Source organism: Mucilaginibacter gossypii, from assembly GCF_017569325.2.
Classification (GTDB): Bacteria; Bacteroidota; Bacteroidia; order Sphingobacteriales; family Sphingobacteriaceae; genus Mucilaginibacter; species Mucilaginibacter gossypii.
The window spans coordinates 510,026-522,857 of sequence record NZ_CP071878.2 but is presented as its reverse complement, the minus strand read 5'-3'; the positions used below and the strand labels follow the sequence as shown (position 1 = coordinate 522,857).

Below are 12,832 nucleotides of genomic sequence, written 5' to 3'. Positions count from 1 at the left end.
GATGATGCCAGCCAGGTAGTTTTGTTTAATATAAATGTGTATAGATGAAAGTTGTAGCTTACAGTATCAAGGCGTTCGAAAAGGAATTTTTGGCCAGAGCGAACCAAAAAAAACATGATATTACCCTTATCTCTAACCCGTTAAATTCTGAAACCGCGGTTTATGCCGAAGGTAAGGAAGCGGTGGTTGTTTTTACCAATGACGATGTATCTGCCTATGTTATCAACCAACTGGCCGATCTTGGCGTTAAATATATTGCTACCCGGTCGGTTGGTACAGATCATATCGATAAGGAAGCAGCAGCTTTGCGCAACATAAAACTGGCCAACGTACCTGAATACTCGCCGCAGGCTATTGCCGAACATACCGTTGCCATGGCACTTGCCCTAAACAGGCATTTAACCGAATCAAACGCCCATAGCCACCTATTTGATTTCAGGCTGAATGGCCTCATGGGGTTTAATTTATACGGCAAAACAGTTGGCATTATTGGCCTGGGACATACCGGGCAGGCGACTGCCGCTATCTTTAACGGCTTTGGCTGTCGTGTTATTGGATACGATCCGCTTGCCAAATCAAATTTGCCAGGAATTGAACAAGTGGCTATGAATGACCTGCTTGCTACTGCCGATATAATTTCATTACATGCCCCCCTCTGCCCCGAAAACTATCATATGATAAATAATGAGACCCTTGCTTTGATGAAAGATGGAGTCATGCTCCTGAATACTTCGCGGGGAGGGTTAATTGATACTGAAGCAGCATTACGGGCTGTTGAAACCGGTAAAATAGGTTATTTAGGACTTGATGTTTATGAAAAAGAAAAAGGCCTGTTTTTTGAGCAGCATCAACATGATACCGATAGAGACCCATTGCTGGAAAAACTGATGACCTTTAAAAATGTCCTCATCACCCCCCATCAGGCTTTTTTAACCAGTGAGGCATTACAGCAAATTGCTAATCAAACCATAAAAAATCTTGATCAGTGGCAGGCTAAAAAGTGCGTTGGAAATGCGTGTGTGTGTGCAAAAAACTGCAAAGCGACCGGTGAGCTATCAACGGTTGATACTACCAAAGCTTAATATTTATGAAAATTCCCCAGCACCTTATTGATAAATACAACGTTGCTGCTCCCCGTTATACCAGTTACCCTACGGTACCTTATTGGAACATTGAAAACTTCGATGAAGAGGAATGGCGAAAATCAGTATCGCTTTCTTTTAAGGAGAGTAACGATCGTGACGGGATCAGCCTGTATATTCACCTGCCATTTTGCGAAAGCCTGTGTACCTATTGCGGTTGTAACACCCGCATCACCAAAAACCACCGGGTAGAAGAGCCGTACATTAAAGCTGTTTTAATGGAGTGGGCCATGTACGTCAATACCTTTGAAAGCAAACCCATTATCAGGGAAATACACCTTGGCGGCGGCACACCTACATTTTTTAAACCCGAACACCTGGCCATACTGATCAATGGTATATTAAATTCATCAACTATTCATCCCCAGGCCGAGTTTAGTTTTGAGGCGCACCCCGCCAATACAACTGTTGATCATTTACAGGTTTTATATAATCTTGGTTTCAGGAGGATAAGCCTCGGCATCCAGGATTTTGACCCGAGGGTTCAGTTTATCATTAACCGGATCCAGAGTTTTGAACTGGTAAAACTGGTTACGCAGCAAGCCCGACGGATCGGATATACATCCGTTAATTTCGATCTGATATATGGCCTCCCGCTTCAAACCATCAACGGGCTAAAGGATACCATTGCCCAAGTGGCGAAATTAATGCCCGATAGGATTGCTTTTTACAGTTATGCCCATGTACCCTGGATAAAACCCGGTCAGCGCCGTTTCACCGAAAATGATCTGCCCGATGCTAATGAAAAAAGGGCTTTGTATGAATGCGGACGCGAATTATTTACAGCATTGGGTTATCATGAAATTGGCATGGACCATTTCGCCTTGCCTACGGATAGTCTTTACTTAGCCGAACAAAATGGTACGCTGCACCGTAATTTCATGGGTTACACCCATCAATATACCCAATTAATGATTGGTTTGGGCGTATCCTCCATAAGCGATAGCTGGTATGCATTTGCCCAAAATGTAAAAAAAGTAGAGGAATACCTGCAATTGGTTAACGCCGGCCAACTGCCGGTATTTAAAGGTCATATGCTTACGGCCGATGATCTGAGCATTCGCAGGCATATTTTAAATATCATGTGTAACGGCAAAACCTGCTGGAACCTGCATAATGAAACAAGTGAAGCTTTTTTAGAGGGGCTGGAACGTATGCGCCAATTTGAGCAGGACGGGCTGGTTGAATTAAATTCATGGTGCATTACTGTTACCCCCATGGGTAAACGCTTTTTACGCAATATATGTATGGCGCTTGATGCCCGCCTATGGGCCGACAAGCCTACTACGCAGTTATTCAGCATGACTGGATAAGGCTTTGACAACACCAACTATCAGTTAAACAAAGAAACCGGGATTGATTCCCGGTTTCTTTGTTTTAGATATTTAGCAATTGCAGTTTCTCTTCTGATAAGACCAGGTCCTTCAGCATCCGCTCCAGGTAATCCTGGGTTTGGTTGCTTATTTGCGGGATCAGCTGTTTATAGTATGTGATGCCCTGCTGTAATTGGTCTTTAAATTTGAGCAGGTATTTTCCTTTCTTTTCGTTGAGGTTTGCTACATAGCCCGAAATGTCCTTTTTAAGGTAATCGATATAAAGGTTTAGCTCATTGATAAACATATTAGGGCGGGTTGTTGCCTCAAGCAAGTTGATATGCCCATAGATATGGCTAACCATATCATCAAGCGTATAAACCCCTGAAAAGAAGGCGATATTTGGTCCGGGACAAATGGTTACTGCCTTGTTTTCCCGGGCTTTCAGAATATCGTTTTTGATATAAGCAGATGCACAAAGCCCTTCGCATAAGCAAACCTTTTCGGTAACAGCATCTATCTGTTTTTGAATTTCATCTACCGGAAGCTCACTGTGTTTTAGCTGTTTTATTTTCAGATGCTGGTACTCACGTGATGCTGTGCAAATGGGATGTTCGGTAAACTCGGTATTTGATACTAAATATTTTTTATTGCAGGGACTACCCGGCCTGCCATTTGCTATCCTGCTAAGTCTTTGCTCTTCGCCCGAGCTTTTGCTGAAGTTATTGAACAGGATACCCAGCGGTGATGACGAGCTTACATAAAAATCATCATGGCCGGCGCCCGCCAATTGTTGCAGCGTATGTTCATCAACATTGGTGGCCTCTGGTACCAGCAGGAACGGACTGCCCCAACCGGTAGCATCCATCTGATAATGCTCCCGCAAAAAAACATCTTCCTGCATAGTGCCTATCCCACCCTGTACGCTGATCTTTTGTGCCGGAATGGTCTCTGTAAACCCCCTTTCGGCAAGTGCAGGTTGATAGAGGGCAAGCAGCTCGTGTATCATATTTTCCCTTTTCAGTTTAAACTCTTCCAGGATGGGCCCGAGCAGCAGGCCATCAGTAGCAAAAGCATGCCCTCCACAATTCAGGCCCGATTCAATCCTGAACTCTGATACCCACAGCCCCTTCTTTGCTAAAAACTTAGCCTGGATCAGCGCCGAACGAAAATCGCTCACCTTTAAAACGATCCGTTTACGAAGCTCGTTATTGCCATCAGGATAAAAACACTTAAAAGTTTCCAGGTAACTGTACAGCCTCGGGTTCATTCCCGCCGAAAGTACCACTGATGAATCCAGATCGCTTTCAGCAAAGCCTTTTAAAGCAGCAAGCGCGTCGGTATGGGTATCGCCGGTATAATTGCCGTCTGCGTCAAAGTTCATTTTATCAACTTTGGCCATGATATTTACATCAATAGCACCTTTGTTCATTCTGGCGCGCAAAAGATCTTGAAAGATCTGTTTACGTTCCCCCTCAGGATACTCGTTCATCAGTTCGTAACCCTGCTTTGAAGCCGAAGCCTCAGGTAATAGGTTAAAGTAACGGTCGATGTCCATTCCCTGGTTAAATGGCATTTGTTTAAGTTCTTCAAACTGCCTATTTACCAGTTCGTTTAATAAATTAAGATAGGCTGTAATCCGTTTTGAACGGCTGTCGGGGCCACTTTTTAAAATTGGCGTAAATGGCAAACCATTTTGAGTTGAATGATACTGCCGCATACGCTCAACGAGTTCATCATCAACAATTGAAACAACGGACGAGATACCGTACCGGGCCACTTTTAGTGGTGTATCAACAGAGTATCCCAAACCTAAAACAGGTATATGAAAGCTGTGCATATAATTAATTTAATATTATGTATTTAGAATAAACATGAGGCTCATCAATCTGCCTACGGTGTTACTTACAAATAACAGTTCCGCTTGCCGCTGGCGGACTCAGATAAGGAATATCAAGTGTGAGCCCGCGCAGTAAAAACCAGGCGCCAAGGCATAGCATAAAATAGGGAACCACCCTGTTCATCTTTCTTCGGATGCCCTGGTTAACAAATCCACTGCCAACAGTTACCGCCAGCATTAAAGGCAGGGTACCCAAACCAAACCAAACCATATATTGCACGGAAGCACCCACTGACGAAGTGTTTACCGCACCTATTAGCGCCAGGTAAACAAAACCGCAGGGTAAAAAGCCGTTTAACAAGCCTATGGCCAAATGGCCGGCCCGATGCTGTAACGCGTAAGTAAGCAACGCATTAAAAGGCTTCAGCAGCCAGTTACCAGTACTTTTGTTACTAATTTTCAACTTCCACAATCTTGAACCGGCCGCCAGCAGGATCAGTATCCCGCTAATGATGCTTACCCCCTGCTGCAAACCTGAAAGCCATAATTGCTTACCGATGAGCCCGGTTATTAACCCGAGGGTTGCGTAACTTATAGTACGCCCAAGGTTATATACCAACTTATCCCACAAGAGCAGCCAAAAGCTACTGTGGTTAATGGGGATAGCGAAGGCGAGCGGGCCGCACATTCCTATACAGTGAACACTGCCAAACAAGCCTATAAAAAAAGCGATTTGACTGGTGCTCATGGTATAAATATTTCTTTGGTATACAGGTATTTTTTGCCGTTGCTTTCCCAATTAAAAACCAGCTGCCACCTACCTGGCTTTACATCAGTCAGCGGAATATTAACATTACCTGCCAGGTTGCTCTCCAGGTTGATATGTTTGTCCATTTTGCCGTCATCCGGGCGCTTCAAATCTGCTGTTCCCTTTACCAGACCTGTAAACTTTACTAAAAGAATATTGTTGTTAATGCTGATTGATGGCTGTGCTTTATCGCTAAGTACTTGCTTCTCTTTATCATAATCGGCATTAAACGCAAGCCCTTTTTCGTAATAATGCGGATCGACATCGTCGGGCTGCCTGAACATGGCAACGCCCATGGCTACAATGTAACTCATAAAAGCCAGCATGCCTATTACTATTCCTTTTCCCCAGTTCATATGCTTAATCATTTGTTGGTGCTATAAAATTGGTTTTAACAGATTGAACCACCTTACCGCCAAGCAACAAGTTCAGTTTAATGGTAGTTTTGGCGGCATGTACTTTTGATGCAGGGAGCATGACAAAAAACACCGTTTTAGCCGATCCGCCCTTTGCAACCGGTCCGGGCGCTTGGATATAACTGATCTTAACAGCCGGATCATCCGCCCCTATCCTGATCACTTTATCCTGATTGGTTTTATTAATGATTTCGGCATTATAAATATTACTAATGTAACCGCCCGGCTGTTGCTGATAAAGCATTCCCGCACTGCGCATAACGGTGATATCCATATCGCTCCGGCTGAAAATAAAATAACCAAGTACAGCCACCAGCACGGTTATTACCGCGGTATATCCCATCATGCGCCCGGTAAACGAGGGCTTTTCTTTCAGCCTGATCATATTTTCGGAGAAGTAGCCAATCAGGTTGCGGGGCTTTCCTATCTTGTCCATTACCTGGTCGCAGGCATCTATACAGGCAGTACAGTTGATACATTCAATTTGAGTTCCTTTACGAATATCAATACCTGTAGGGCAAACAGCAACGCACAGGCTGCAATCAACGCAATCGCCTTTCAAGTTAAAGGGGTCCGCTTTACGGCTTAACTTGCCCCGTGGTTCGCCACGCACATCGTCATAAGCTACTACTAAAGTATGCTCATCAATCAATACACTTTGTAAACGCCCATAAGGGCATATCAATGTGCAAACCAGCTCGCGTACCTGGCTGTAAATCAAATAAAATACAATGGTGAATACCCATATACTGATAAAACCAACCCAGTGGGCTGTAACAGGCTCAACAATAATTTTAACAAGGCTTTCGCTGCCGATGATATAAGCAAGGAAAGTGTTGGCGATCAGAAAGGATACCAATACAAACAAAGCATGTTTGGCTGTTTTTTTGATGATTTTTTCCCGTGTCCAGGCACCAGCGTCAAGCTTTTTACGCTTATTGGCATCCCCTTCTATCCAAATCTCTATCTTTCTGAAAACCATTTCCATAAATATGGTTTGAGGGCAAATCCAACCGCAGAAAATACGACCGAAAGCAATAGTAAATATTACCACGCAAACTAAAAAAACAAGCGAAGCCAGCATAAACAGAAAAATATCCTGCGGCCAAAACACCTGCCCCAGCAGTACAAATTGCCGGTCTATCACATTGAGCAGCAACAACGGCTGGCCATTGATTCGTAAAAACGGCCCGGCAAAAAAGAAAATGAGATAAAAATAGCTTAACCAGCTTCTCCATTTATAAAACCTGCCTTTACGTACCAGCGGATACATCCACTGTCTTTTCCCGTTTTCTTTTGCCGCCAGTAAGCCGTCCATAATCGTTATATTTTTGCTATCTTTTTGCCTTTTGCCGCAATGTCATCCGCATCTTTTTCGCCCTGCGGTTCTTTAGGATTAGCCGGATTGCTGCCATGCAATGATTTTATATAGTTTGCCACATCCGAGATTTGCTTGGGCGATAACTGTTTCTCCCAGTTGGGCATTCCTTTGGCCAGTACGCCATATTTTATGGTTTTAAACACATCATTGATCTTACCACCATGCAGCCAGTAATCATCGGTAAGGTTGGGGCCAACTACCCCTTGTGCGTGATCGCCGTGGCAGGGAACGCAGCTTTGTTTAAAGATCGCCTGCCCCGAAGCCAATACAGCCTGATCGGTAACAAGTTTAACTGTGGTTTCATCAACCCGGTTGGCGGCCTTGCTCAGGTATTCTTTTTTGGCAATATCTGCCTGGGCCATCTCCGTTTTATATTCATCATATTGTAACTGCCCAAAGCCAAAGACATGATAAATGAGGATGTAACCAACTGCAAAAACAATGGTGATATAAAACATGTAGCTGAACCAGCCAGGAATAGGATTGTTAAGCTCCTGGATACCGTCATAATCATGTGCTATGATCAGCTCCTTTTCTTCAGACATCGGTCTTAGCGACAGTAATTTGTTCCAAACCTCTGTTTTAGCCTTTTTAACTTTTTTGGCGGGTTTCATCTCCGCTATGATCTGCTCTTCTGTGTACCCCTGCGCCCGGAGCGTTATTTTTGTCAATACCCTAAGCGCCCTGAGCAATACCAGCATGGCTACAATAAACAATGCCAGCATGGCTATAATTGCTCCATACCCTATCTCGTTCATCAAATCGCCCGGTATCAGGCTGTCATCGGCGGCCATTGCCGGTTGTAACGGTATCATCAATACAAGTAAAATTAACAGGCGGCGGTATTTCATAAGTTGTAAGAATTAAGGGATTCACCATGACTATCCTTCAAAGGCAGATTACGCATATGATCTACATGCTGTTTCCTGAGCCTGAAAAGCAGGATAGCTACTACAATAAAAAATACGAGGAAGATCCCCAGAGAAAATAACAGGTAACCCTGGGCACCCGAAATGTGTTCTGTAAATTGCTTAAACATTGCTTTTGTTATTTAGCGGCGGTTTTGCTTGCTTTGATATCGGTACCCAAACGTTGCAGGTAAGCTATCAAGGCTACTATTTCTTTATTGTTTTTAACCTTTATATGATCGTTATACAGGTTATCGGCAATTTCTTTTTCCTGTTTACTAAGATCGTTGTTGGCTATTTTTTCATATCCTTCGGGATATGGGACACCCAGTGTGCGCATGGCCTTTATTTTGGCGGCTGTGGTAGCCGTATCAAGATTTTGGGTTAACAGCCAATCATAATTTGGCATAATACTCCCCGGCGACATGAGGCGTGGGTCCATCAGGTGGTTATAGTGCCAGGCATTGCCGTATTTGCCGCCCTCGCGCGCCAGGTCGGGCCCGGTACGTTTTGATCCCCATAAAAACGGGTGATCATAAACAAATTCGCCGGCCTTGCTGTATTCGCCATAGCGCTCGGTTTCTGAGCGGAAAGGCCTTACAGTTTGTGAGTGGCAGTTTGAGCAGCCCTCTCTGATATAAAGGTCACGTCCCTGCAACTCAAGCGGAGTATAAGGTTTTACCGCCGCGATAGTTGGGATATTTGATGATATAGTCAGCGTTGGCATCAACTCAATAAAAGTACCCACCAGTATAACCAGCAATGCGGCTATCATCATTTGTATTGGGCGGCGTTCCAATACCCTGTGCCATGTTTCTTCATGCCCGGTTGTGCTTAAAGCAGGCAACGGCATAGCCTGGGCAGGCTCATTTGCAACGAGTTTGCCCTGCAGCGCGGTGCGGCAAAGGTTATATGCCATTACAATAACGCCCAGCAGGTATAATCCACCACCTACAGACCGCATAACATGCATAGGCAATATGCGCATCGTTGTTTCCAGAAAAGCGGGATATTTCAGTATCCCCTCGGGTGTAAACTCTTTAAGCATTAAACCCTGGGTAAAACCAGCCCAATACATTGGTATAGCGTAAAACAGGATCCCGAGCGTACCTATCCAAAAATGAAACGAGGCCATCTTTTTTGAATATAACTGCGTTTTATAAATACGCGGAATAAGCCAGTAAAGGATGGCAAAGGTTAAAAAGCCGTTCCAGCCCAAAGCGCCAACGTGTACGTGGGCAATTATCCAATCGGTAAAGTGGCCTATGGCGTTCACCTGTTTCAATGAAAGCATAGGGCCTTCAAAAGTGGCCATACCATAAGCAGTTAAGCCAACTACCATAAACTTCAGGATCACGTCGTCACGAACTTTATCCCAGGCACCTCGCAGGGTGAGCAAGCCATTGATCATGCCGCCCCAGCTTGGTGCTAACAGCATAATAGAAAAGGCAACACCTAATGACTGCGCCCAACCGGGAAGCGTGGTGTACAGTAAATGGTGCGGGCCGGCCCAGATATAGATAAAAATGAGCGCCCAAAAGTGCAAGATACTTAACTTATATGAGTAGATAGGCCTGTTGGCCATTTTGGGCAAAAAGTAATACATCATGCCCAGGTATGGGGTGGTCAGGAAAAATGCCACCGCATTGTGGCCATACCACCATTGTACCAGTGCATCCTGCACGCCGGCATATACCATGTAGCTTTTAAAGGCTGATACCGGCAGTTCAAATGAATTTACAATATGCAATACGGCAATGGTGACAAACGTGGCTATGTAAAACCATATGGCAACATATAAATGCCGTTCGCGGCGTTTAAATATGGTTCCAAACATATTAATGCCAAACACAACCCAGATAAGGGTAATTGCAATATCTATTGGCCATTCAAGTTCAGCATATTCATGCGAGGTGGTTAAACCTAAGGGCAACGTAATAACAGCCGAAACAATGATGAGCTGCCAGCCCCAAAAGTGAATTTGACTAAGGGCATCGCTAAACATCCGCGCTTTTAACAGCCGCTGTAATGAATAGTAAACACCCATAAAAATAGCGTTACCCACAAAAGCGAAGATCACCGCATTGGTGTGTAAGGGCCTGATGCGGCCAAATGTAGTGTATTGGTTGCCCATGTTCATCCCCGGGCTATACAATTGTATGGCTACGATGAGGCCTACGGTCATCCCAATTATACCCCAGATCACCGTGGCGATACCAAAATTCCGGACGATCTTGTTGTCATAGTAAAAATTTTCGGGCTGCATATGATATTAAATAATTTGATGGTGTAAAAGTATTGAGGGGCTGCCGCCGACAGAATGATGACGGTTTGCCCGAATAATGACATTGGTCATTTTTTATCTTTATCAGTTGGTTCATCATCCAGCAGGATCCTTACCGATGGGGTATAGAGATCATCATGCTGGCCGTTGCGCTGGGCCCAAAAAAAAGCGCCTAAAAACACGAGTGCAAGCAGCACGCTGCACCCGATCAGGAAATAAATAATGTTCATGATAATTTTCTTTTTTTAGCGACGAGGTGTGTTGCTATGCTTGTGAACGAAATGATGGTTGCAGTACTTAAAGGCATCAATATGGCCGCTATGAGCGGTGAAAGCCTGCCGCTTACTGCATAGCTTAATCCTAATAGGTTATAGCAAAGCGATATAAAAAACGAGATGTGGATAATGGTGATACTATCCTTCGAGAATTTAAGAAATGCGGGCAGCAACCTGAGCGAACGCCCATCTAAAATAGCATCGCTGCCGGGCGAAAAATTGTTAACGTTATCCGTAATAGCTATCCCCAAATCACTTTGTTTTAAAGCCCCCGAATCATTCAAGCCATCACCTATCATCATTACCTTTTTACCGGCCAGCTGTAAAGCCTTTATAAAATCAAGCTTTTGCTGCGGCGATTGGTTAAACAGCATATATCCCTCCCCCTTAAAATAAGGCAGTAAATTTTTCCGCTCCCGGTCCTGATCGCCTGATAACAAGTAAATTTTATAATCCGCGGCCAGCCGCGCAATATCTTCAAGCCCTTCGCGATACTTGTTTGCAAAGCTGAAATAACCGGCGTATCGCCCGTTAATCATCAGGTGTACTTCAGTTGATTTTGCGATATCTACTCCTCCCGTTAAAAACGACTGGCTGCCGACTTGAACATTATGCCCATCAACCCAGGCAGTAATCCCCTTTCCGGCTATTTCCCGGTAATTACTTACCCGAAGTTTATCCGCCCCCTGGAGGTAATCGCAAATCTGAATGCTTAAGGGATGGGCCGAATTACTACAAATACTGTATATGAGCTGTTCCTCGTAACTGCTTAGCTGTGCATTGTTGCTTACACCGTTTTCGCCGCCAATAGTAATGGTGCCGGTTTTATCTAACACGATGGTATTAATACGGGCCAGTTGTTCAACAACGGCGGTGTTTTTGAGGTAGAAAAAATTACGATCAAAAATACTGAGTGCCGCCGACATAGTGAACGGTGTACTTAAAGCCAGCGCACAGGGGCATGCTACAATCAACACCGCTGTAAATGCCGAAAAAGCACGGTAAACATCGACCGGCAACCAGAAAACTAATGAACCCAATGCAATCATCAGTAAAACAATGCTGAAATACTTACTTACCTTTTGGTTAAAGGTTTGCATCCGGTTGTCCTGACTACGGCTAAAAGCTTCATTATTCCACAATTGGGTAAGGTAGCTTTGTGATACTGGTTTAATTACCTCCAATTCAATAGCTTCGCCCATTTGCCGGCCACCGGCATAAACCACTTCACCCCAAACCTTTGTCACAGGAGCCGATTCGCCGGTAACAAAGCTAAAATCAATCCGCGCTTCACCATTTAGTAATATCGCATCGGCCGGAATAATCTCATTACTGCGAATGCGGATCCGCTGACCTACTTTCAGGGCTGATAAGGGCAGCGGCTTTTCAATACCGTTATCAACAGCCTGTACGGCAACAGGGAAAAACGAGCGGTAGTCCCGCTCAAAAGAGATATGGTAATAGGTTTTTCGCTGAACAAATTTACCCACCAGTAAAAAAAACACTAGCCCGCAAAGCGTATCGGCAAAACCGGCTCCCGCATGGGTTAGTACCTCAATCAGCGTACGCAAAAAAAGCACGGCTATGCCCAGCGCCAGCGGAAAATCGATATTCAATATTTTATTACGGAGGTTTGTATAGGCCGATTGGAAATATTCCCTCCCGCTGTAAAAAACAACCGGCAGCGAAAACAGCACATTCAACCAGCCAAAAAAATGCCTGAAAGTTTGCTCATATTCCGATAATCCCAAGTACTCCGGAAAACTGAGCAGCATCACATTACCGAAACAAAACCCGGCCACCGCTATCTTTTTTACAAGATTATCGCCAGCACCGGTTTGTTGTTTTTTAATAACATCCTGGAGGTTAATAAGTGGCTCATAGCCGATATCAACCAATAGTTCTACAACCTGTCTTAAACTTATCTCCTTGTTATTAAAGCGCAGGTTTACCTGTTTCTTTAAAAAGTCAATCCGGCTGTAATAAATGGCAGGGTTAAACCTATTCAACTGCTCAAGCAGCCAAATACATGAGCTGCAATGGATATAAGGGATATAAAGCGTTAATATGGTAATGTTTTCGTCTGTAAAATCAACCAGGTCTGCTATGATCGAAGGATCATCAAGGTATTCGAACCGCTTTTCCACGTGGGTACGTGTTGCGCCGGGATGTTCATTATAGCTGTAATAGTTACATAACCCACTATTGGATAGCACCTTGTAAACACCTTTACAGCCCGTGCAGCAAAAATCTTTGTCATCCAATACATAATGATCTTTATCACAATCGTTACCGCAGTGGTAGCAGGTAGTTTGGGTAAGTATATTTACAGCCATTGATGATCTATTTATAAGATCAAAAATGGCTGTAATCCACCACTTGAAAAATGATGGCTGTTGGATGGAAAAGTGATGAGTATCATTTTTCACAGCTTAAAACAAAGAGTAACACACGTTGCTATCCGA

General features: G+C 44.2%; 11 protein-coding genes. 2 read left to right on the top strand and 9 right to left on the bottom strand.

Annotated features, from left to right (window positions below; all coding sequences use genetic code 11):
• Positions 1–44: 44 nt before the first annotated feature.
• Positions 45–1,082, top strand: a complete 1,038-nt coding sequence (locus J3L18_RS02445; RefSeq protein WP_129570514.1) for a 2-hydroxyacid dehydrogenase — start codon at positions 45–47, stop codon at positions 1,080–1,082.
• Between the two features lie 5 nt (positions 1,083–1,087).
• Positions 1,088–2,455 carry an oxygen-independent coproporphyrinogen III oxidase gene (gene hemN / locus J3L18_RS02440; protein ID WP_129570513.1) on the top strand — a complete coding sequence of 456 codons (1,368 nt, stop codon included), beginning with the start codon at positions 1,088–1,090 and terminating at the stop codon, positions 2,453–2,455.
• 64 nt (positions 2,456–2,519) lie between these two features.
• Here the strand turns inward: hemN and J3L18_RS02435 are convergent, their stop codons facing one another.
• The 9 genes from J3L18_RS02435 to J3L18_RS02395 all read right to left on the bottom strand — a co-directional run bounded on the left by J3L18_RS02435 (position 2,520) and on the right by J3L18_RS02395 (position 12,703).
• Positions 2,520–4,295 (bottom strand): hypothetical protein, encoded by a 1,776-nt coding sequence (locus tag J3L18_RS02435; protein ID WP_129570512.1) that lies wholly within the window; start codon positions 4,293–4,295, stop codon positions 2,520–2,522.
• 61 nt (positions 4,296–4,356) lie between these two features.
• Positions 4,357–5,043 carry a sulfite exporter TauE/SafE family protein gene (locus J3L18_RS02430; protein WP_129570511.1) on the bottom strand — a complete coding sequence of 229 codons (687 nt, stop codon included), beginning with the start codon at positions 5,041–5,043 and terminating at the stop codon, positions 4,357–4,359.
• Positions 5,040–5,459, bottom strand: a complete 420-nt coding sequence (locus tag J3L18_RS02425) for a FixH family protein (protein ID WP_167516062.1) — start codon at positions 5,457–5,459, stop codon at positions 5,040–5,042. The genes J3L18_RS02430 and J3L18_RS02425 overlap by 4 nt, the downstream gene beginning before the upstream one ends.
• Positions 5,460–5,463: 4 nt before the next feature.
• Positions 5,464–6,837 carry a cytochrome c oxidase accessory protein CcoG gene (gene ccoG / locus J3L18_RS02420; protein ID WP_129570510.1) on the bottom strand — a complete coding sequence of 458 codons (1,374 nt, stop codon included), beginning with the start codon at positions 6,835–6,837 and terminating at the stop codon, positions 5,464–5,466.
• A gap of 5 nt (positions 6,838–6,842) precedes the next feature.
• Positions 6,843–7,715 (bottom strand): cbb3-type cytochrome c oxidase N-terminal domain-containing protein, encoded by an 873-nt coding sequence (locus tag J3L18_RS02415; RefSeq protein ID WP_223266224.1) that lies wholly within the window; start codon positions 7,713–7,715, stop codon positions 6,843–6,845.
• Positions 7,716–7,747: 32 nt separating this feature from the next.
• A complete protein-coding gene (locus J3L18_RS02410) occupies positions 7,748–7,939 on the bottom strand; it encodes a hypothetical protein (RefSeq protein WP_091170095.1) in 192 nt (63 codons plus the stop codon).
• Between the two features lie 8 nt (positions 7,940–7,947).
• Positions 7,948–10,074, bottom strand: a complete 2,127-nt coding sequence (gene ccoN / locus J3L18_RS02405; RefSeq protein WP_091170098.1) for a cytochrome-c oxidase, cbb3-type subunit I — start codon at positions 10,072–10,074, stop codon at positions 7,948–7,950.
• Positions 10,075–10,160: 86 nt separating this feature from the next.
• Positions 10,161–10,322, bottom strand: a complete 162-nt coding sequence (ccoS, locus tag J3L18_RS02400; RefSeq protein WP_091170101.1) for a cbb3-type cytochrome oxidase assembly protein CcoS — start codon at positions 10,320–10,322, stop codon at positions 10,161–10,163.
• Positions 10,319–12,703 carry a heavy metal translocating P-type ATPase gene (locus tag J3L18_RS02395; protein ID WP_129570508.1) on the bottom strand — a complete coding sequence of 795 codons (2,385 nt, stop codon included), beginning with the start codon at positions 12,701–12,703 and terminating at the stop codon, positions 10,319–10,321. Before J3L18_RS02395 ends, ccoS begins: the two co-directional genes overlap by 4 nt.
• Positions 12,704–12,832 lie beyond the last annotated feature (129 nt).